A 22,074-nucleotide genomic window follows, 5' to 3' on the forward strand; every position below is an offset into this window, starting at 1 on the left:
GAAGACATGAACTTCAGAAGATATTTGTATAAGGGGACGAAGAATGTTCTTGCACAAAGTGTGTTGCTTGCAATCGGATTCGATATCAATAAACTGCATCACAAGATCATGGCCGGCCGAACAGGAACTCATCTTTTTGAGCTAAAGAAAACGGCATAATTTTTGATCCTTAAAAAACAAACTCCTGTATCTGATCCGAAGATATCTTCGGACTATTAAGTTACTCTAAAAATATGAGATATGAGCAGAAAGCAGATATAAGTACCGATTTTTAGGCCTGAAAAAGGGCCATCGCCCAGATGATTCAATCATCTAATGCGACAGCCCCTTTTTGTTTTTGTTTAAATCAAAGTGCTGTATGGCATGTACGTGCGATAACGTCGAGCTGCTGCTCCTTAGTAAGGTTGATGAACTTAACAGCGTATCCAGATACACGGATAGTGAAGTTAGCATACTCAGGCTTCTCAGGATGCTCCATAGCATCAATGAGCTTCTCCTTACCAAATACGTTAACGTTAAGGTGATGTGCACCCTGGTTGAAGTAACCATCAAGTACGTTAACAAGCTTATTTGCTCTCTCTTCGTCATCATGACCAAGAGCGTTAGGATTCATTGTCTGTGTGTTTGAAATTCCATCAAGAGCGTACTCGTAAGGAATCTTAGCAACAGAGTTAAGTGATGAAAGAAGACCGTTCTTCTCTGCACCGTATGATGGTGAAGCACCAGGAGCAAATGAAGCAAATGCTGGTCTTCCATCAGGTGTAGCACCTGTAGCCTTACCATAAACAACGTTTGAAGTAATTGTAAGGATAGATGTTGTAGGCTCTGAGTCACGGTATGTGTGATGCTTCTCGATCTTCTTCATGAATGTCTTAAGAAGCCATACAGCGATCTCATCAGCTCTCTCATCATCGTTACCGTATCTTGGGAAGTCTCCCTCTACCTTGTAATCAATTACAAGACCGGACTCATCACGAACTGTTGAAACCTTAGCATACTTGATAGCTGAAAGTGAATCTACAACGTGTGAGAATCCTGCGATACCTGTAGCAAATGTACGTCTTACGTTTGTATCGATAAGAGCCATCTCAGCTGCTTCATAGTAGTATTTATCATGCATATACTGGATGAGGTTGAGGATATTTACATAAAGTCCTGCAAGCCAATCCATCATGATATCGTATTTGTGCATAACTTCATCATAGTCAAGGACATCTGATGTGATAGGAGCCATCTCAGGTCCAACCTGCATGTGCTTGCCATCTTTTGTAAGGAATTTCTCATCCTTACCGCCGTTGATAGCGTAAAGAAGACACTTAGCAAGGTTTGCTCTGGCTCCGAAGAACTGCATTTCCTTACCTGTCTGTGTAGCAGATACGCAGCAGCAAATGCTATAGTCATCGCCCCAGATAGGTCTCATAACATCATCGTTCTCGTACTGGATTGAAGATGTTGTAACTGAGATCTTAGCAGCATACTTCTTGAAAGTAGCTGGAAGCTTTGATGTGTAAAGAACAGTAAGGTTAGGCTCTGGTGAAGGTCCCATGTTCTCAAGTGTGTGGAGGAATCTGAAGTCGTTCTTTGTAACCATGTGACGACCATCCATACCAAGTCCACCAACCTCAAGTGTTGCCCAAACTGGGTCTCCTGAGAAGAGGTTGTTGTATGAAGGGATACGAGCAAACTTAACCATTCTGAACTTCATTGTCATGTGGTCGATAAGCTCCTGAGCCTGAGACTCTGTAAGAGTACCCTCTTTAATATCTCTCTCAATATAGATATCAAGGAATGTTGAAACACGTCCAACAGACATAGCAGCACCGTTCTGAGTCTTGATAGCTGCAAGATATCCAAAGTAAAGCCACTGAACAGCTTCTTTTGCATTCTTAGCTGGCTGTGAAATATCGAATCCGTATACAGCAGCCATTTCTTTCATTCCCTTAAGAGCTCTGATCTGCTCTGAGATCTCTTCTCTCTGACGAATGATGTGATCAAGCATTGTGCCGTCACCGCAGTTGTTGAAATCTTCCTGCTTTTTCTTGATGAGGTAATCAATACCATAAAGAGCTACTCTTCTGTAGTCGCCTACGATACGTCCACGGCCGTATGTATCTGGAAGACCAGTTACGATGTGGCTGTGTCTGGCTGCTCTCATCTCAGGTGTGTAAGCATCAAATACTGCCTGGTTGTGTGTCTTGTGGTACTCTGTGAAGATCTTGTGGAACTTCTCATTTACCTTGTAACCATATGTTTCAGCAGCTTCTTCTGCCATCTTGATTCCACCGTAAGGCATGAATGCTCTCTTAAGTGGCTTGTCTGTCTGAAGACCAACGATCTGCTCAAGGTCCTTCATAGACTCATCGATGTATCCAGGGCCATAAGCTGTAAGGCTTGATACAACTTCTGTCTCGCACTCGAGAACTCCGCCCTTTTCACGTTCCTGTTTCTGAAGCTCCTGAAGCTTGCCCCAGAGCTTATCTGTAGCTTCTGTTGGGCCTGCAAGGAAGCTTTCGTCTCCATCATATGGTGTGTAGTTGTTCTGAATGAAGTCTCTTACATTAACGTCATCCAGCCAGTGGGTTCCTTTAAAACCTCTCCATGCTTCGTTCATAATGTACTCCTCTCAAAAAGCAATAACATTGTTTGTTAATTATTTATCTAGTCATTTACGAAGCATATATTAACACCTAGCCACAGAGTGAACATTGATTACAATCAAGTTTTTATTTATTTTTTATTTTTCACAAAAAGTTCAAAATTTTCTCAGATCACCACCAAAATGCTCCACTGCTGCAAAACAGAAGTCAGCACCAAAATGATCAAAAGGCTATCTCACTGCCTGTAAGAAGCTTTGATTTCATAGTTTCCTTTTGAGAATGTTCTTTTCACAAGTTCGTCAAAAGAGATACTATCACCATTTAATGTAATGTCAGTGATTTCCTTGTCAGGTACAAATACAGCTTCACCATCAAATGGCACAGTAAATGAATAAGTTACTGTGTCGTTATTAATTTCCCATCCTGACTCATATTTACCAACCGGCATGTCAACAGAAGCTCTCGCAAAGCTTAATCTCTCGTCAACATGCGGAGTTATACATACTTTTTTGCCTGCAACATGATCTTCATCAACACTTATGCCGCAAACCATTGTATATATCCACTCAACAATTGCACCATATGCATAATGGTTCAAGCTGTTCATCTCAGTTCCGCTTATACTTCCATCAGGCAAAAGAGAATTCCATCTTTCCCAAATGGTTGTAGCTCCAAGATTCACTTCATAGAGCCAGCTAGGATAATCCTCATTTAAAAGAAGTGTAAATGCCTCTTTTGCGTGTCCCGTCTTAGTTAGAGCGCTGCACAGAAATGTCGTACCCACAAATCCTGTTGCAAGGTGATATTTCCATTTTTTCAAAATCTCTATCAGATTGTTTCCGGCTACTTCCGTTTCATCTTCGTCAAAAACATCAAACCATATAGCTATAGCGTAAGCTGTCTGAGTGTTTATACTGATAGTCCCATTGCCGGTCCTATACTTGTCCCTTATAGCCTTCCTTACCTCAAGTGAACGAACATGATACTTTTCCGCATCTTCTTTTTTTCCAAGTATTGCTGCTGCCTTTGAAGTAATCTCAAGGGAAGTCATGTAATAGACTGATGAAACAAAGTATTTATCGGTTCCACCTTCTAGGTTATCCATTCCGGCTGCATCGCCCTCAACGTCAAGAGACAGCCAGTCTCCAAAATGGAATCCGCAGTCCCATAATCTCTTACCCTGACAATGCTCTTCCTCCATATGGATCATGAAATCGCACCAGGCCTTCATATTTGCATACTGCTCAGAAAGCCATACTTTATTTCCATAGTGTAGATACATGTTCCAAGGAATAATTACAGCAGCATCTCCCCAAACGCTGGAGCCTGCCTCTCCCCACTTATCTTCTGTAAGGTCATGTTCAGGCTCAGCCATTTTTTCTCTTCCAATGGTAAGTACATCAGGAACCACATAGGGAACTGCTCCATTTTTCTCCCCCTGCTCAAAAAGCATATCTTTCAAATACTTTCTAAAGAAGGAAGGTGTCTCCATGTGATAGGAAGCAGAACCTGAAAAGATCTGTGCATCCCCGGTCCATCCACATCTCTCATCTCTCTGTGGGCAATCAGTTGGAATGTCTACAAAGTTATCTTTTTGGCTCCACTTGGTATTGGAAATCAGCCTGTTTATCTTTTCATTTGAAGTCTCAATGAAACCAGTCTCTGCAATATCGGAATACAGTGCTACTGCCTCAAAATCAGCTCTCTTAATTTCCTCAAGGGTCATGCCTGAAACTTTTACATATCTAAATCCAAAGAAAGTAAAATGGGCTCTGGCCCTGTCTTTATCGCCCGAACTGATATAAGTATACTTTGCCTCTGCGGTGCGAAGATTATCCCTGTAAAAGTTTCCCTTTTGCAAAACTTCGCCATATTCAAGGACTACTCTGTTATCCTTTTCTGTTTCATTGGTAAACTCAACCCATCCGCTTATTTCCTGGCCAAAGTCAATTACATACTCACCTGCTGGAGTCAACAGGATCTCACTAGGTTTTATCCTTTCATGGGCGCGGAGCGGTGTTCCTATCATTGGAGTAAGTTTTCCAACCGGCTCTTTAGCCGCTACTGCTTTTGAAACTTCTCTTCCCTGTGCACCCAAGATATTCTTTTGTTTTCTAAAATCCCAAACCTCACCATCATATATTCCTGAAGATGCAACAGGTGACTTCAAGCAATCCCAGCTTTCATCAGTACATATACGCTTCTCAAAGCCATCACCCGATAGGATCATATCTGCTATCAGCAAAAATTTATCGCCATAATACTCACACATCTGCCCATAAGCCATATAGCCGAATTTACCTTTATACCAGCCATTTGCAAGATATACAGTTACAGTATTTTCCCCTTCTTTTAAAAGTTTTCCAATATCATAGGTCTGGTACTGTATCCAATATCTGTAATCTGTAAAATATGGTGTAAGGTAGTCGTTACCTACTTTCTGCCCATTAATGTAAGCTTCATATAATCCGAGTCCACATATATACAGTCTGGTTTTTTTTATTTTCTCAAGCTCATCCTTTGTAAGTGAAAAGACCTTTCGCATAACCGGATGCAATTCATGCGAAAACTTTGGTGTTATCCACATTCCACTGAATTGTCCATCGGGATGTCCACCTTCAAAAGAGCTTACTCCACTTTCACAGTAGTCTCCCGCATCATCCGTCACGCATACTTTCCAGTAATATGTTTTTCCTGCATCACAAATAAATTCAGGATGATATGGGCTTGCTATCTCACTGCTCTCTTCCTGGTGGATAACCTTTTCAATTTTGTCATCTTCCGCGATGATAAACCTGGTCTTAACACTTTTTGTTCCAAGTGTCTCTACGCACTTCCATGTAAAAACTATATCTTCCAGACTTATACCTATTGGATTAAACTGATAGTTACATTTTTGATCAACGATTTTCATGTCACCCTCAGTCCCTTTGTCCGTTCAATATCTCTCTTGCGTTATCTACTCTCTCCTGTGAAGGAGACTCAACTCCTTCGAGCTGGTATGGAATACCAAGCTCTTTAAATTTCATCTGTCCCATGGAATGATATGGGAGAACTTCTACCCTTTGTACATTAGAGAATTTCTCAATAAACTTTCTTGTTTCTCTCAAGTAGTTGTCGTCATCTGTGATTCCCGGCACAAGCACGTGGCGGATCCAGATTGGTTTTTTAATCTCATCAAGGTACTCAAAGCACTCTTTGATATTGTCATTAGGAAGACCTGTAAGTTTAATGTGCTCTTCCCTGTCGATATGCTTGATATCTACAAGGAGCAGGTCTGTATACTCCATAAGCTCTTTAAACTTTGAAAAGAAAGGCTCCTCTTTTGTAAATGGCTGCGCAGCAGTGTCGATACAGGTATTGATTCCGCGCTCTTTCGCCTTTTTGAACAATTCCAAGAGAAAGTCTATCTGAAGAAGTGGCTCTCCGCCACTTACTGTTATTCCACCATCTTCACCCCAGTAGCTTCTGTATCTTTCTGCAAAATCAAGAACTTCATCTGCAGTCCTGAGGTCGTCTGATTCAGGATTCCAGGTATCTACGTTATGACAATATTTACATCTGAGATTACACCCTTTTAAAAATACTATAAATCTTATTCCGGGTCCGTCTACTGAACCAAAAGTTTCAATTGAATGAATTCTTCCCTTTACCATAATACTCCTTACTAAATAACACAATGTTGCAGACAAATATAGATTTATCTGCAACAATAATTACTGCGAAATATATATTTCTCTCAACGTATCTCTGTCGAGCACCTTGATCCTTGCATGTCCCAGTCTCTCGATCAGTCTCATTTTTTCCATTTCTCTAAGTTTCCTGCTGACCGTTTCTGTTCTAAGGTTGACACTTGCAGCAATATCGTCGAGCTTTAATACTATATCATCTGATGGGCTTCTGTCTACTCTATACATCAAAAATCCTGCAAGCCTTGCCATTGGGTCTTTTGTGGATAAAAGCATGTTTCGTTCATTGGCATCATGCAGCTTCTTACTGAGAAGAATTATGATATTCATCGCTGCTGTCGGATTGTCTACAACTTTTATGAAGTCATCTCTATGAATAAGACAGATAGAAGCATTTGTAAGACACACCGCAGAGTATGGATAAATACTTCCATCAAGGAACATGCCTTCCCATATTATGTCATGATCTGCAAGAATTGTTATGATCTGTTCCCTTCCAAGTGAATCATATCGGCAAAGCTTAACTCTTCCTTTTCGTATTATACATATGGAATCAACAGGTTCACCTTCCCTAAAAAGATAACTATTCTTTTTTAGGGTTTCATGAATAGAATGCTCCATTAGGCTTACCTGCGCATTTACAGGAAGTCCTTCAATAAGTGGAACGCTCTCAGTACAAAAACCTCCGCACTCCTCACAGATATTTAAACCAATGATTCCTCTTTTCAGCTCCTCGCCATGATCTTCTTTCTGATATATGCCCCTTTGTTTATTATCTTTGTTATCAAAACTACTTTTCATATACTATAACCTGACTGTACATAGCCATCACTTTTTTACCCACATATAGCAATATGCCTGTGTCCTGACTGCAAAAGCCTCTGTTTCAAGAAGTTTTTTCACCTCTTCTTTGGTATACCACCCCGGAACTATCTCTTCCTGTGTAGATGTACTCTTTGAAAAAGTTCCATCAGCCACTCCTACGCAGCACGCATTTCTTTCATTTGAAAACCCTATTGCACTATAGCACTTTCCCCACCATTCATCTATACGCACAATGTCGAGTCCTGTTTCCTCTTTAAGTTCTCGCCTTGCGGCCTGTTCCCTGTTCTCGCCTTCATCGATGAGTCCGGCCGGAAAATTGTAAACCCACTCTCCCGGAGCCATTCTGAATTCTTTATTGATAAGTATTTTTTCTCCGGTTACGTCATGCATAATTATTGCAACTGCATCTTCTTTGGGATTACTTAAGTCTTCTCTGCTCTTAAGATCCGGGTTTCTGCTTATCATCTCATAAACTTTTTCCTGTTCATCCACTGTTTTGTAGTGAATATCATATCGTGTGATAAACTTGCCCTGTTCTTTTTTCTCTAAAAACTCAAACTCCATAGCCTATTTTTCCCTGAATTAGTATTTTACAGCCGGCAGTCTGTACTTTCTCTCATAGAAATCAACAGCCTGCTCAAATCCATCATTCTTCTCTGCCTTAAGTGTCTCAAGATATCCATGAGCAAAATAGTTATCCTCATGAGATTCAATTATGCCAACAGCAATGTTACTGCAATGATCTGCGATTCTCTCGAAATCTGTACCGATATCGCTAAGGTCAAAGCCCTGTTCTATTGTACATTTCCCTTTACGGAGTCTTCTGATATGGCGACGCTTAACCTCTTTCTGGATCTCATCAATTGTCTCCTCAAGTGGTTCTATAGTCTTGGCAAGCTTGGCATCCTGATTGTCAAAAGCAGTAACTGAAGTATCTACGATATCGATTACAGCAGATGAATATATATCCATCTCAGCCTGCGCCTTTGGAGTAAACTTTCTGCCATTCTCCTCCATGTTTCCGGCTTTCTGGGCAATATTAAGAGCATGATCACTGATACGCTCATAGTCTGTAATACAATGCAAAAGAAGTGACAAAGTATGGCTGTCTTCCTGTCCAAGGTGATGAGAGTTTATCTTCATAAGGTATGTTCCAAGCTCATCCTCATACTTGTCGACCTGGCGCTCAAGATACTCAACTTCACCTGCAACTTCATCGTTATAATCTGTGATAAGTCCAATAGCCTTTTCCAGTGACTCTTTCGTCATCACTGCCATAGTAACGGCTGCCTGCCTTGCCTGTTCAAGAGCAAATGGAGGGTTTGACAAAAACAGTGGATCCAATGTGCGGATTCCCTGCATTTCCTCGTGCTCTTTCTTTTCCTTATCGTCGATAGGGATTGTCTTAAGAGCAAGGTTAACCAGAACACCCGAAAATGGCAGCATAAGTGGTGTTGCTACAAGGTTGATAAGTGTATGAATTCCGGCGATTCCTGCCATTCCTATCTTTTCATCCATAAACTCAAAGTGGATAACTGCATTTAAGCTGTAGAAAATGATCATGAACAGAACTGCCTTTATTATATTGAAATAAAGGTGCATAAGAGCAGTTCTTTTACCGTTTTTATTGGCACCAAATGATGAAAGGATGGCCGTAATACATGTGCCTACTTCTGCGCCCACAACAACAGGTATAGCAACAGAATGCTTAACCTTAACTGATAAAGATAAAGCCTGAAGCACACCGATAGTACCTGCTGAGCTCTGAATAAGCATTGTGAAAAGAATACCTACCAGAAAACCAAGTATAGGATTTGAGAATGTTGTCAAAAGAGCTTTGAATTCTTCTACGTCCTTTAATGGAGATACCGCATCAGACATTGAGCTCATTCCAAACATAAGTACTGCAAATCCCAGAAGGATTGTTCCGATATTTCTCTTTTTCTCATTTTTGGAAAACATATAGAGCCCAATTCCAATTATGGCCAAAAATGGCGTAAATGACTTGGGTTTTAAAAGATTTATAAAGAAGTTATCACTGCTGATCGCGTTCAATGAAAGAAGCCATGCTGTAAATGTAGTACCAAGATTGGCACCAAGGATTACGTTAACGGCCTGCTTAAGAGTCATGATTCCTGAATTAACAAGACCTACAACCATTACGGTTGACGCAGATGATGATTGTACCAGTGCAGTTACTCCTACACCGAAAAGATACGCTATTACCGGATGCTTTGTGACCTTTGCAAGGACACTCTCAAGCTTTCCGCCGGCAGCCTTTGTAAGTCCGCCGCTCATTACATTCATTCCATAAAGGAACATCGCAAGACCACCTATGAGTCCTGCCACAAGTGTAAATAATTCTAGTGAGTCCATTTTACCTCCGATAGATGCCCTCCCTTAAGAGTCCTCTAACTCTTTGCATCTATTTTCCTAAGTTTTTCCATCTGTTACAAATATATCTTATAGGAAGAACTTAAAAATTACCATAAAAACTTAACCATTCTTACATATTTCCCAAAATGTGCTTCACTAAGCGGCACATTTTTGTCAGTTCTGTACTCTTTCCCATATATATTCTCTTCAACATCCACTGTGTCTGTGGTCTTAAATCCAAGCTTCTCACAAATATGGATAGACACTACATTCTCTGCTTTTACAAGAGTCTGAACCTTATCAAAAGAAAGCATATTCTTTCCATATTCAAGTATGGCCGAACATGCCTCAAACGCATATCCCTGCCTTTGATACTTTTTACCTATCAGAAATCCCAGTTCTATATCGTCAAAACCATTTCTGATAGAGAAACCTGCTCTTCCTATAACTTTTCCATCTTCTTTTCTTATAACTGTCCATACTCCAAAGCCCATAAGGCCATATACTTTTTCAATATAGTCTTTTTGGTATCTCTTTTCATCTTCAGGATTCTCAAAAAGACCTTCCATGTACCTGGTCATTTCAGGATCCTTATACAGTTCATAAAACTCATCAACATCTTCAAGTGTGGTTTCTCTTATAAGAAGTCTTTCTGTCTGTAGTACTTCCCAGGGCTCACCAACATATCGCTGGTAAGCCTTTACATAAGAATCAATCTCCACATCATCTATATCTGCGAAAACATACTTCAGTCCTTCAAAATCCTGATCCTTATTATAATCTCCGGAAACACCAACTACAGGAACTTCTGCTTCCCTAAGCTGCTGCGCAAAGCTCCCTTTGTCTGTAACGATAAGGATACTTTCTTTTGACGGAACAAATTCGCTCACAGTTACAGCCTCTATGGATTCATATGTTGACTCATATCCACATTCTTTGATATAAGTACATGCTTCCTCCGTAGACTTTAGGACTGAAGGAATTTTTAAGTTGTTTTTGGAAATAATAAAATAGACTTTTTTCAGCACCGTAGCCACCTCTATCAATCATTATACAATATAATACGCCTATATGCTTCACAAACACTGAAGCCATAGGCGTTAACAATTTGTTTACAATTAATTAAAAGAATGGTTACTTCAAATCATCTTTTAGACATATAGACTTGTTAATATAATATTGTCAGATGAGTTAAGACAATACCAAATAAAAACTTTTTCATAATATGCCAGGTAAGGAAGCTTACCTGGCATCCTCCCTTTTATGGGGTTTTTTTATAATTATGTCTTATTTATTTCCGTGAAGGAACTTTTCCATATCAGCTACTGCTAATTCTTCATCGCTTCCATCAGCAATAACAGTAACCTGCTCACCAGATGTGAGATTAAGTGTCATCATTCCCATGATGCTCTTTGCGTTTACCTTTTTAGACTGAGCCTCAATATGTACTGTGCTATCGTACTTACTGGCAAGCTGAACAAGCTCTGCAACAGGCCTTGCCTCAAGTCCTCTAGGCAATTTGATTTCGATAGATTTTGTTAACATAATTCCCCTCCTTTAGGATCTGATCTTATCCGCAAGTTCGCTTAGTTTCCTAAGCCTATGATTAACTCCTGATTTACCAACCGGTGGATCAAGATATGTTCCAAGCTCCAATAGTGTTGCATCCGGATGTTCTAGTCTTACCTCAGCCATTTGTCGTAGGCTCTCCTGTAGCTTGTTAAAACCATAATGGTCTTTGATATAGGTGATATCTTCTATCTGTTTTGTAGCTGCATTAACTGTTTTGGTAATATTGGCTACTTCGCAGTTAACTCTCCTATTAATTGAATTCCTCATCTCTTTAACGATTCTGAGATTTTCAAGATTCATGAGACTTACAGGCGCTTCCATAATATTGAGCAGATCGACAATTCCTGCTCCCTCTTTTACATAAAGCACATAGTATTTTTTACGTCTGACTATTTTGGCCTCTATGTCGAAGCTCTCAATCAGACTTTGTAAAAATAATGCCTGAACTTCTAATGAACAGTCAAATTCAAGATGATATCCCTTGTTTGGATCACTTATAGAACCGACACACAAAAATGAGTCACGCAGAAAAGCTCTTTTACAGCAGGAATTCTTCGTAACCATTGGATTGATACCTTCTGTCAGGTCTTTGATGTTGCCATCAGAGTCCATTATTTTAATTGCCTTCAAAAGATCTTCTATAAGTGCCGTATCCTCTACCACAGGCTTTAATTCATGCCCATTTTGAGGAATACTATTTCTTATATTAAATGCTTTCCTAATTATTGTAAAGAACTTTCTAAACACCATAGGATTATCGGTTTGCAATGATAGTCTGCATGCTCTGCCGTCTTTAATTTCAATACTACCAACCATAAACACTATAGCTGCAAGTTCTGCCAGCTGACAATGTCTTGAGCTCCCAATGTGCTTATCAAGTTCTTCTTTTACTTCAGATGAAAATGACATTTTTACTTTGCCTGCTTAACATCTCTGTGAAATAGCTTTAAACCGTAGTTGCCACCCGATGCTTTTAATCTTTCATATAATTCATTGGCAATAGTGACACTTCTGTGCTGACCGCCGGTACATCCTATTGCCACTACCAGCTGATACTTGCCCTCTTTTACATACCCGGGAATAAGAAAATTCAACATGTCCTCCAACTTGTCTACAAACTCGCCGCAAGCAGGAAAACTTTTTACATAGTCCTGAACACCCTTATCATTTCCGGTCTGATGCTTAAGTTCATCAATATAGAAAGGATTAGGTAAAAATCTTACGTCAAATACCAGGTCCGCATCATATGGTATTCCATACTTAAAACCAAAGGACAAAATTGTTACCATCAGCGAATTGTACTCTTCGTTCTTAACAAAAATCCTGTCTAGTTCCTCTTTGAGCTCTCTCGTCAAAAGCTGTGAGGAATCCATAATGTAATCAGCTCTCTTTTTTATTTCAGCAAGGACTTTTCTCTCCTTTGCAATTCCATCCTCAATTCTGTCGCCCACAGAATTAACATTCATAGGATGGATTCGTCTGGTTTCCTTATATCTCTTGATAAGAACCTGATCGCTTGCATCCATAAAAAGAACTTCCACAGGTATTCCACGCTCTTTAAGGGAATCTATTATTCCTGCAACTTCCTCAAACTGTTGACCAGCTCTGGCATCTATGCCCAGAACGACTTTGCTGATCTCGTTTTCAGGCATAGTTACAAGCTCTGCAAATTTCTCAATAAGAGAAACCGGAAGATTATCAACGCAGTAAAACCCCGCATCCTCCAACATATGAATTGCTGTGGATTTTCCACCTCCGCTCATTCCTGTAACGATAACAAATCTCATTTTGCCATCCTTTCAAAAAAGAAATAATATCAGAACTTTCCAAGCATTATTACTTCAGGTTCAAGTTTCACGCCTGAATTCTCGTAAACTCTTCTTTTCACTTCACTTATTAGTTCGTATATCTGTGCTGATGTAGCATTATCTTTATTTATTACAAATCCGCAATGCTTCTCTGAAACAGCAGCTCCGCCTACAGAAAACCCCCTTAGCCCTGCATCTTCAATAAGCTTTCCGGCAAAATAGCCTTCCGGTCTTTTGAATGTTGATCCTGCACTTGGAAATTCAAGAGGCTGTTTTTCTCGTCTCTTTGCCGCAAGTTCCTGCATATTTTGGATAATGGTCTCTTTTTTACCCTTTTTCAAGGAAAGCAGAACAGAAATTACAATATATCCTCTTCCCTTAATAGCACTGGAACGATATCCGAATTCCATTGAATCATTGTCCAGCACCATAATCTCTCCCTCAGGTGAAAGAACTGTCACCGACTTTGTAACAAGCTTCATTTCTCCACCATAAGCCCCGGCGTTCATAATCATAGCTCCACCGATGGTTCCGGGTATTCCGGCCGCGAACTCAAAATTTTTAAGCTCATTATCTCTGGCAAAAGCGGCTATCTGAGAATTAAGAGCCCCTGCTTCCGCCAAGATTGTGTGATCGCCTTTAAGAGATATATCGTTCAAATTACTAAGTGAAATAACAACTCCATCAAATCCTTCATCAGAAACAAGCAGGTTGCTTCCATTTCCCAGGACGAAAAAATCCGTTCCAAGCTTTCTGATAAGTGCCATCACTTCTACAAGCTGATCCTTGTTTTCCGGCCGTATAAACAAGCTTGCAGGCCCACCAGATCTAAATGTGGTGTGCCTGCTCATTGGTTCATTTTTTAAAACATTAGAAGCAGATACTATCTGTTCTATTGCATTACATAATACTTCGTTCAAAACAATCCTTCCTAAAACATCATGGTATCAAAAGCTTTGCAGCGCCATATACTCCCGCATCATTGCCAAGTTTTGCAAGAGTAAATTTAGCGTTGCTGCATCCGGAGAATACATATTTTTTGAAGCTTGGCATAAGAAGGTCAAAGAGCATTTCTCCTGCCTTTGATACTCCGCCTCCAAGAACGATTATCTCCGGGTTAACAACTGTTGCTGTTATAGCAATACCCTTTCCAAGATAGTAACCGTACTGTTCAGCAATTTTAACTGCCAGTGCATCTCCCTTTTTTGCTGCATCAAACACATCCTTGCACTCAAACTCACCATTTCTAAGAACGCTGTCTTCATTAGAAGATGCAAGCATTCTCTTTGCAAGTCTCATAGCGCCTGTTGCGCTTGCATACTGCTCAAAACATCCGTTGTTGCCACATCCGCAGGCATCCTCTTCGTCATCTACCAGATGAATGTGTCCAATCTCTCCGCCTGATCCAAATGATCCTGTAAGAATCTTGCCTTCGTTGATAATTCCACCACCAACTCCTGTTCCAAGAGTTACAAGTAGCATGTTCTTATAGCCCTTTCCGCCACCTTTCCAAGCTTCTCCAAGAGCTGCAACATTAGCATCATTTCCAGCTTTTACAGGGAGTTTCAATTTTGAATGAAACTCATTAACTACGTTATAATTCTCCCATCCAAGATTAACTGCCTGATAGCAAAGACCATCAGCATTAACAGCGCCGGGAACACCAATTCCTGCTCCGATTACTTCTGTATCTTCAATGTTTCTCTCCTTCATTTTTGCTCTGATGGAATCTGAAACATCAGCGAGGATCATTTTGCCGTGGTCCTCTGTCCTTGTAGGAATCTCCCAAAAATCAAGCATCTCACCTGTTTCTGTGAGAAGTCCTATTTTCGCAGTTGTGCCCCCTACATCTGCTCCAAATACGTATCTAGCCATTATCAAAACCTCTTTCTATATTTTTATTATTTAGTCATCGTCCTCATCATCAGTTCTTCTCTTTGCAAGAGAATTCTGAACTCTGTTGTAAAGCTCCTGTGCTGCATTGTAGCCCATAGCCTTTTGTCTGTGATTAACTGCAGCCGACTCACAAATAACTGCAAGGTTTCTGCCCGGTCTTATAGGAATTCTGTGACAAACCACCTTATTACCAAGGTACTCTGTATATTCCTCTTCCAAACCAAGTCTGTCATATTCTTTATCCTTATCCCAGTCCTCAAGCTTGATAACAAGATCAATATTCTGGGTCTCTCTTACACTTGAAACACCATAAAGAGTCTTAACATCGATAATACCAACACCTCTCATCTCAATAAAATGCTTGGTAATATCAGGTGCTGAGCCGATAAGAGTCTCTTCACTTACACGGCGTAGCTCAACAACATCGTCTGATACCAGACGATGTCCTCTTTTTATAAGCTCAATAGCTGTCTCAGACTTACCGATTCCACTTTCTCCTGTAATCAGAACGCCTACACCAAAGACGTCCACCAAAACTCCATGGATAGAAATGCATGGTGCCAACTTAACATTAAGCCATCTGATGATTTCAGCAGTGAAAGCTGAAGTTGATTTTTTAGTCATTAGCACAGGAACTTTTTCTTCCAGTGCAATCTTTATAAATAATGGATCAGGTGTCAGTTCTCTACAGAAAACAACTCCGGGAACATCGAATGAAAGAAATTCCCTATACATCTTTTCCCTCTTCTCTTCAGGAAAAGACTCCATATATGTGTACTCAACGAATCCAATAACCTGTAGTCTTGTTGCTTCAAAATGTTCAAAATACCCCGCAAGCTGAAGCGCAGGCCTGTTAATGTCCGGCTGGATTATTTTTATCTTTTTAATATCCAGCTCCGGAGTAAGATTCTCAAGCTTCATCTTTTCAATGATTGATTTTAAACTAACGCTTGCCATGTCACCCTCCATAAAAAAACATAGTTTTGTTCCATATTATTAATGAAACTCCCAGGTCAAATAATAACACAGTCATTACTCTTCTTCAATTTGTTTCACATTGTGGAAGAAGTCATAAATCTGCCGTGCAACCGTTTCCGGAATATCCGGAACCTCTGCAAGTTCAGATACATCAGCATTTCTTATATCTTCTATTGAAGAGAAATGTTTCATCAATGCCTTTCGTCTTGCCGGACCGATTCCAGGAATGTCATCAAGAGTACTTTTTACCTGTGATTTACTTCTAAGTGATCTGTGATATTCTATAGCAAATCTGTGGGCTTCATCCTGAATCCTTGTTATGAGCTTAAATCCTTCAGACCTTGTATCTATAGGCAGTTCAACATTGTTATAGTAAAGGCCTCTTGTTCTGTGGTTATCATCCTTTACCATACCACACACGGGAATAGTAATACCAAGTTCATCCAATACCTGGAGACATATATTGACCTGCCCTCGACCGCCATCCATAAGGATTAGATCCGGAAACTTGGTAAAACTTCCATACTGAGCATCTATATCTCTTACTTCCAGGTCATGTCTCTCCTCGATTCCGTGGAGAAGCCTCCTGGTCAAAACTTCGTGCATGCAGGCATAATCATCAGGTCCCGCCACAGATTTTATCCTGAATTTTCTGTAATCGCTCTTTTTGGGCTTTCCTTTTTCGTAAACGACCATGGAACCTACGTTTGCGAAACCGCTTATATTGGAGATATCATAGGCTTCCATTCTGTTAAGTCCCTTTAATCCAAGGAGCTTTTCGATTTCTTTTACGGCGCCTATTGTTCTTCCTTCTTCTCTCTTGATCCTCTCTTTATCTTTGGAAAGAACAAGTTCTGCATTCTGAGTTGCAAGCTCCATGAGCTTTTCTTTTTGTCCGCGCTCAGGAACCGTGATATAGACTCTGCTGCCCTTTCGCTGAGTCAGCCATTTCTCGATAACTTCCATATCCTCAATCTGCTCGGGCAAAACAAGCTCTCTGGGGATAAATGGTGTTCCTGCGTAGAATTGCTTTACAAAGTTAAGGAGTATTTCTTCTTTTGGATTTTCAGACACGTGTGTCATATAGAAATGTTCTCTGCCGATAAGCCTTCCATCTCGTACAAAGAACACCTGAACAACTGCGTCTTTATCATCAGAAGCAATGGCCACAATGTCCTTGTCTTCCATGGAAGAATCGGTCATCTTCTGCTTTTGTGCAACTACCTTTACACTTGCCAAAAGATCTCTGTATTTTGCCGCAGTTTCAAAGTCCAGTTCCTCAGATGCTGCTTCCATTTTTTCCTGAAGGTCTTTCATGATAACGCCATAATTGCCATTTAAAAAATCCAGGGCCTTATCAATTCTTTGTCTGTATTCTTCCTTGGAAACCTCCCCTGTACATGGGCCACAGCACTGCTTCATGTGATAGTTAAGGCATGGTCTCTCAAGTCCTATATCCCTTGGCAATGTGCGGTTACAGTTTCTGAGACCATAAATCTTATTTATAAGATCTATGGTATCCTTGACTGCTGCTGCGCTGGTAAATGGTCCGAAATATCTGGACTTGTCTTTTTTCATAAGTCTGGAAAAAAGAATTCTCGGATAATCTTCAGATACAGTCACTTTAATATATGGATAAGTCTTATCATCTTTTAAAAGAGTGTTGTATCTGGGCGAATTTTCTTTTATAAGGTTATTTTCAAGGACAAGCGCTTCAAGCTCAGAGTCTGTAACTATGTACTCAAATCTGGCTATCTGCTTTACCATCTGGTCAATCTGAGGTCCTCTTCCTATATTCGTACGAAAATAAGACCTTACACGGTTATGAAGGTTGATGGCCTTTCCTACATACATGATGGTGTCGTTTTCATCACGCATGATATAAACTCCCGGCTTATTGGGGAGTTTTTTCAATTCTTCTTTTACATCAAAGCCTGCTTGTGGCATGTCAGCTTAATTTCTCCTGACCTTATAGATAAAGGGGAACAGAATAAATTCTGCTTCCCCTTTTCTTTAATAATACTTTATCACTTGTCAAAATCACTTGGTACGTGTGAGAACAATCCACCACCCTGAGGCTGTGTCTGCTCATCCTGTGGTTGCTCTTCGTGAGGAACTTCTTCCTGCTCTGCAGGTTCATTTGCTGCATTCGCACTGTCAAAAGAGCTTTCCGGCTCGAAAATGCTCTGTGGTGCTTCATAAGCAGTCTGATGAACCGGTTCAAAAGTTTTATCTGTTTCAGGAGTCTGCTTTTTATCTTCCTTACTCTTAACCGGAACATTCTCCCCTACAAGAGCTGACTCAGCGCGAGTTGCATAGATTCTACCATGCTTTGCTGCTTCTGCCTCTTCCTCTGTAGGTTCAGGTATATTGCAAACTTCACGGTAAATCTTCATGAACTCTTTACCTGTGATAGTCTCTTTCTCAATAAGGAACTGAGCAATCTTGTCCATTGCATCAAGGTGTTCTCTGATGATCTGTTTAGCCTTCTCGTAGCAATCAGCAAGGAGTTTTTTAACTTCCTCATCCACAAGTGCCGCTGTCTGATCGCTGCAATTAAGAACTCTGTTTCCATCGAGGTATCTGTTCTGTACAGATTCAAGCTGCATAAGTCCGAATCTGTCGCTCATACCGAACATAGTGATCATGCTGCGGGCCATGTTGGTAGCCTTCTCAATATCGTTCTCAGCACCTGTTGTTACTGTGTTGAAGATTACCTCTTCTGCAGCTCTTCCGCCGAGTGAAACAATGATGTCATCTATGATCTCATCTTTTGTCTGAAGGTATTTTTCATCCTCAGGAACCTGCATTACATAGCCAAGAGCTCCCATTGTTCTGGGAACGATAGTGATCTTCTGCACTGGCTCTGTGTTCTTCTGAACTGCACTGATAAGGGCATGTCCAACTTCGTGGTAAGAAACGATCTTGCGCTCTTCTTTGCTGAGTATACGGTCTTTCTTTTCTTTTCCTACAAGTACCTGCTCAACAGCTTCCATAAGATCCTGCTGGCATACATATTCTCTGTGAGCTTTAACTGCATTGATGGCAGCTTCGTTGATCATGTTAGCAAGGTCTGAACCAACTGCTCCGCTTGTTGCAAGAGCGATACCCTTAAGATCAACTGTCTCATCCATCTTAACGTCTTTTGAATGAACTTTGAGGATTTCTTCTCTTCCCTTAAGATCAGGCTTATCAACGATGATACGTCTGTCAAAACGTCCGGGACGAAGAAGGGCTTTATCAAGGATTTCAGGTCTGTTAGTTGCACCAAGGATAAGTACACCCTTTGATGAATCAAATCCGTCCATCTCTGAAAGGAGCTGGTTAAGAGTCTGCTCTCTTTCCTCATTGCCACCGCCGTACTTGCTGTCACGGCTTCTACCAATAGCATCGATCTCATCGATAAAGATGATACAAGGTGCATTCTTACTTGCTTCGCTGAAAAGATCTCTTACACGGCTGGCACCCACACCCACGTATAACTCGATGAAATCTGAACCTGCAAGTGAATAAAAAGGTACATGAGCCTCACCGGCTACAGCCTTTGCAAGAAGTGTCTTACCTGTTCCAGGAGGTCCTACAAGAAGAGCTCCCTTTGGAAGTTTAGCACCGATCTTTGCATATTTTGCAGGGTTATGGAGGAAGTCTACAACTTCTACAAGAGACTCTTTTGCCTCATCTTCACCTGCTACATCTTTAAAGGTAATACCTGTTTCTTTCTGAACATAAACCTTAGCATTGCTCTTTCCAACGCTGAGTGGTCCACCGCCTTTACCCATTCTTCTGAAGATAACTGAAAGAATGAGCCAAAGAAGAAGGATTGGAGCAACATACTGAATAATAAAGGCAAGGATAAGCCCTGAACTGTCAGGCACTTCGCTGCTGACCTCAACACCCGCCTCAAGCATTCTCTGTGTAAGAACGCTATCCTCTTCGGCCTTACCTGTGTAATATGTCACATAGGAATTACCTGTCCAATAGTAATATCCGATTCCCAGCTGGTCTTCGGATTTATTCTCTTTTGGATAGATATCGATCCTGTCACTTTCGATGACTATTTTTTCTACTTCACCTTTATCTACCATATTAATGAATTCGGTGTAGGAAACTTCTCTGTTGGTATTCTCAGAAAAAGCTCTCAAAAAATATGTCATGCAGACCATAGTTACCAGGGCTGCCACTAGAAGAAGTATTATATTTTGGCGCCTTGGAGAATTGTTTCCCCCTCCAAGAGGGTTATTATTTCTCTGATTTTGATTATTATCCATTTTTTAATTCCATTCTCTAACGTGTTATGTTATACTACAACCTGTTTGTGCTATAATTATAATGATTTTTTATTGCACCGTATCATACTATTATATAGAGTACAATTCAATAATTCAATTACAATTAATTCTTAATCTCTGAAAGTTTTATTAATTCACGCAGGAGGAATCAAAAATGGCTGTAAAGTATATCTTTGTGACTGGTGGTGTTGTATCAGGTCTGGGAAAGGGGATAACTGCCGCTTCGCTGGGCAGGCTATTAAAGGCCCGCGGATATAAAGTTACAATGCAGAAGTTTGACCCCTACATCAACATTGACCCCGGAACAATGAACCCTGTTCAGCACGGCGAAGTATTCGTCACTGAAGATGGTACTGAAACTGACCTCGATCTTGGCCACTATGAAAGATTCATAGATGAGAATCTTGATAAGAATTCTAACGTTACAACCGGTAAGATTTACTGGTCCGTTCTTCAGAAAGAGCGCCGCGGTGACTATGGCGGACGCACAGTACAGGTTATTCCTCACATTACTAATGAGATTAAGAGTAAATTCTATAGAAACTTCACCGATGATGATACAAGAATTGCAATCATAGAAGTCGGCGGAACAGTCGGCGACATCGAAAGCCAGCCTTTCCTTGAAGCTATCAGACAGTTCCAGCACGAAGTCGGACACGAAAATGCAATGCTCATCCTTGTATCACTTATCCCTTATCTTCGCGTTTCACAAGAAATCAAAACAAAGCCAACCCAGTCAGCAGTTAAGACAATGCAAGGAATGGGTCTTCAGCCTGATGTTATTGTATGTAGAAGTGAAGTTGAGCTTGATGATGAAACTAAAGACAAGATAGCTCTTTTCTGTAATGTTCCAAGCAGCCACGTTCTCAACAACCTTGACCTTGAATACCTGTATGAAGCTCCTCTTGCAATGGAAAAAGAGCATTTAGCACAAGTTGCCTGCGAATGCCTTAAACTTGATTGCCCTGAACCAGATCTTACAGATTGGAAGGCAATGGTAGACACTCTCTATTCACTTAAGCACGAAGTTAGGGTTGCACTTGTAGGAAAATACACTCAGCTCCACGATGCTTACATCAGTGTTGTTGAAGCCCTTAAGCACGGCGGTATTTCAAATCAGACTGCTGTTGATATCAAATGGGTAGACTCAGAAGAAGTTAACGACGGAAACGTTGCAGAATTCCTTTCTGATGTAGACGGTGTTATCGTTCCCGGTGGATTTGGCGATCGTGGAATCGAAGGAATGATTTCTTCTATTAAATATGCCCGTGAGAACAACATCCCATTCCTTGGTCTTTGCCTTGGAATGCAGCTTGCGATTGTTGAGTTTGCAAGAGATGTTATCGGATACAAGGATGCTCATTCAATAGAATTTGATCCTAACACAACACATCCTATGATAGCTCTTTTGCCTGATCAGAATGGTGTTGAGGATATTGGCGGGACACTCAGACTTGGTTCATATCCTTGTGTTCTTGATAAAGAATCTATGGCATTTAAACTCTTTGGTTCTGAAAACATTACAGAACGTCATCGTCATAGATATGAAGTTAACAACGATTACAGAAATGTTCTCGTTCAGAATGGTATGAAGCTTTGCGGTATGTCACCTGATGGCAGAATTGTTGAGATGATCGAACTTCCATCCAACGATTTCCACATGGCAACACAGGCTCATCCGGAACTTAAGTCACGTCCCAACAGACCACATCCACTGTTCTCCGGATTCATCAAGGCTTCCCTTGAGCACGAGAACAAGAGATAATATCACTCAAAAATGCATACTTTATTGTAAACGGACGCAGCCGAGCTGAAAGTGCAGGTATAGCTCTGTTCACTCTGATATTTTTCAATGTGATAAATTGGACATAAAACATCCACAAAAGCCTTGTTTCATACTTATTCAGAGCACAAGTCTTTTGTGGGTTTATTTATATCCATTTATCATCATTTCAAAATAAATCGTTCACATCACTATGCCTGCACTTTCAGTTCGGCTGCTGTTCTTGCAAAAATACTAGTCTTTATAAGTGTAGTAAATCAT

Annotated in this window: 16 protein-coding genes; 1 reads left to right on the forward strand and 15 read right to left on the reverse strand. The window is 40.6% G+C overall.

The window, feature by feature from the left end; genetic code table 11:
- Positions 1-346: 346 nt before the first annotated feature.
- From pflB to ftsH, 15 genes are all read right to left on the reverse strand, one after another.
- Complete coding sequence (gene pflB / locus BM146_RS10735; RefSeq protein ID WP_074888507.1) at positions 347-2,611, reverse strand: formate C-acetyltransferase; 2,265 nt, start codon at positions 2,609-2,611, stop codon at positions 347-349.
- A 221-nt stretch (positions 2,612-2,832) separates the two neighbouring features.
- On the reverse strand, positions 2,833-5,511 hold the full coding sequence (locus BM146_RS10740) for an alpha-L-rhamnosidase (protein ID WP_074888510.1): 2,679 nt from the start codon (positions 5,509-5,511) through the stop codon (positions 2,833-2,835).
- Between the two features lie 7 nt (positions 5,512-5,518).
- Positions 5,519-6,253: a pyruvate formate-lyase-activating protein gene (pflA, locus tag BM146_RS10745; RefSeq protein ID WP_074888513.1), complete on the reverse strand. Its 735-nt coding sequence runs from the start codon at positions 6,251-6,253 to the stop codon at positions 5,519-5,521.
- Between the two features lie 60 nt (positions 6,254-6,313).
- Entirely contained in the window at positions 6,314-7,087 is a 774-nt protein-coding gene (locus BM146_RS10750; protein ID WP_074888516.1) for a Crp/Fnr family transcriptional regulator, read from the reverse strand.
- A gap of 27 nt (positions 7,088-7,114) precedes the next feature.
- Entirely contained in the window at positions 7,115-7,675 is a 561-nt protein-coding gene (locus BM146_RS10755) for an NUDIX hydrolase (RefSeq protein ID WP_074888518.1), read from the reverse strand.
- A gap of 18 nt (positions 7,676-7,693) precedes the next feature.
- On the reverse strand, positions 7,694-9,487 hold the full coding sequence (locus BM146_RS10760) for a Na/Pi cotransporter family protein (RefSeq protein WP_074888521.1): 1,794 nt from the start codon (positions 9,485-9,487) through the stop codon (positions 7,694-7,696).
- Positions 9,488-9,594: 107 nt separating this feature from the next.
- Positions 9,595-10,515 (reverse strand): GNAT family N-acetyltransferase, encoded by a 921-nt coding sequence (locus BM146_RS10765; protein ID WP_074888524.1) that lies wholly within the window; start codon positions 10,513-10,515, stop codon positions 9,595-9,597.
- 259 nt (positions 10,516-10,774) lie between these two features.
- Positions 10,775-11,032, reverse strand: a complete 258-nt coding sequence (locus BM146_RS10770) for an HPr family phosphocarrier protein (RefSeq protein ID WP_022772551.1) — start codon at positions 11,030-11,032, stop codon at positions 10,775-10,777.
- Between the two features lie 12 nt (positions 11,033-11,044).
- On the reverse strand, positions 11,045-11,968 hold the full coding sequence (gene whiA, locus BM146_RS10775; RefSeq protein WP_074888527.1) for a DNA-binding protein WhiA: 924 nt from the start codon (positions 11,966-11,968) through the stop codon (positions 11,045-11,047).
- A gap of 2 nt (positions 11,969-11,970) precedes the next feature.
- Positions 11,971-12,846, reverse strand: coding sequence for an RNase adapter RapZ (gene rapZ / locus BM146_RS10780; RefSeq protein ID WP_074888530.1), 876 nt, complete (start codon positions 12,844-12,846; stop codon positions 11,971-11,973).
- 29 nt (positions 12,847-12,875) lie between these two features.
- Positions 12,876-13,787, reverse strand: coding sequence for a UDP-N-acetylmuramate dehydrogenase (gene murB / locus BM146_RS10785; protein ID WP_074888533.1), 912 nt, complete (start codon positions 13,785-13,787; stop codon positions 12,876-12,878).
- A 19-nt stretch (positions 13,788-13,806) separates the two neighbouring features.
- Positions 13,807-14,742, reverse strand: a complete 936-nt coding sequence (locus tag BM146_RS10790; protein WP_074888536.1) for an ROK family glucokinase — start codon at positions 14,740-14,742, stop codon at positions 13,807-13,809.
- A 30-nt stretch (positions 14,743-14,772) separates the two neighbouring features.
- Positions 14,773-15,720, reverse strand: coding sequence for an HPr(Ser) kinase/phosphatase (gene hprK / locus BM146_RS10795; RefSeq protein WP_074888539.1), 948 nt, complete (start codon positions 15,718-15,720; stop codon positions 14,773-14,775).
- Between the two features lie 75 nt (positions 15,721-15,795).
- Positions 15,796-17,688 carry an excinuclease ABC subunit UvrC gene (gene uvrC, locus BM146_RS10800; RefSeq protein ID WP_074888542.1) on the reverse strand — a complete coding sequence of 631 codons (1,893 nt, stop codon included), beginning with the start codon at positions 17,686-17,688 and terminating at the stop codon, positions 15,796-15,798.
- 80 nt (positions 17,689-17,768) lie between these two features.
- Positions 17,769-20,009, reverse strand: coding sequence for an ATP-dependent zinc metalloprotease FtsH (gene ftsH, locus BM146_RS10805; protein WP_074888546.1), 2,241 nt, complete (start codon positions 20,007-20,009; stop codon positions 17,769-17,771).
- 175 nt (positions 20,010-20,184) lie between these two features.
- Between ftsH and BM146_RS10810 the strand changes: the two genes are divergently transcribed.
- Positions 20,185-21,795 carry a CTP synthase gene (locus tag BM146_RS10810; RefSeq protein ID WP_074888549.1) on the forward strand — a complete coding sequence of 537 codons (1,611 nt, stop codon included), beginning with the start codon at positions 20,185-20,187 and terminating at the stop codon, positions 21,793-21,795.
- Positions 21,796-22,074: the final 279 nt, after the last annotated feature.

It is taken from the genome of Butyrivibrio proteoclasticus, from assembly GCF_900115735.1.
GTDB lineage: Bacteria > Bacillota > Clostridia > Lachnospirales > Lachnospiraceae > Butyrivibrio > Butyrivibrio proteoclasticus_B.

Excerpts from the sequence above, each read along its gene's own strand:
- BM146_RS10770 (WP_022772551.1), bottom strand. The coding sequence starts at position 11,032 with ATGTTAACAAAATCTATCGAAATCAAATTGCCTAGAGGACTTGAGGCA.
- BM146_RS10755 (WP_074888518.1), bottom strand. The coding sequence starts at position 7,675 with ATGGAGTTTGAGTTTTTAGAGAAAAAAGAACAGGGCAAGTTTATCACA.
- BM146_RS10740 (WP_074888510.1), bottom strand. The coding sequence starts at position 5,511 with ATGAAAATCGTTGATCAAAAATGTAACTATCAGTTTAATCCAATAGGT.
- ftsH (WP_074888546.1), bottom strand. The coding sequence starts at position 20,009 with ATGGATAATAATCAAAATCAGAGAAATAATAACCCTCTTGGAGGGGGA.
- pflB (WP_074888507.1), bottom strand. The coding sequence starts at position 2,611 with ATGAACGAAGCATGGAGAGGTTTTAAAGGAACCCACTGGCTGGATGAC.
- BM146_RS10790 (WP_074888536.1), bottom strand. The coding sequence starts at position 14,742 with ATGGCTAGATACGTATTTGGAGCAGATGTAGGGGGCACAACTGCGAAA.
- pflA (WP_074888513.1), bottom strand. The coding sequence starts at position 6,253 with ATGGTAAAGGGAAGAATTCATTCAATTGAAACTTTTGGTTCAGTAGAC.
- BM146_RS10810 (WP_074888549.1), top strand. The coding sequence starts at position 20,185 with ATGGCTGTAAAGTATATCTTTGTGACTGGTGGTGTTGTATCAGGTCTG.
- BM146_RS10750 (WP_074888516.1), bottom strand. The coding sequence starts at position 7,087 with ATGAAAAGTAGTTTTGATAACAAAGATAATAAACAAAGGGGCATATAT.
- rapZ (WP_074888530.1), bottom strand. The coding sequence starts at position 12,846 with ATGAGATTTGTTATCGTTACAGGAATGAGCGGAGGTGGAAAATCCACA.
- hprK (WP_074888539.1), bottom strand. The coding sequence starts at position 15,720 with ATGGCAAGCGTTAGTTTAAAATCAATCATTGAAAAGATGAAGCTTGAG.
- whiA (WP_074888527.1), bottom strand. The coding sequence starts at position 11,968 with ATGTCATTTTCATCTGAAGTAAAAGAAGAACTTGATAAGCACATTGGG.
- uvrC (WP_074888542.1), bottom strand. The coding sequence starts at position 17,688 with ATGCCACAAGCAGGCTTTGATGTAAAAGAAGAATTGAAAAAACTCCCC.
- BM146_RS10760 (WP_074888521.1), bottom strand. The coding sequence starts at position 9,487 with ATGGACTCACTAGAATTATTTACACTTGTGGCAGGACTCATAGGTGGT.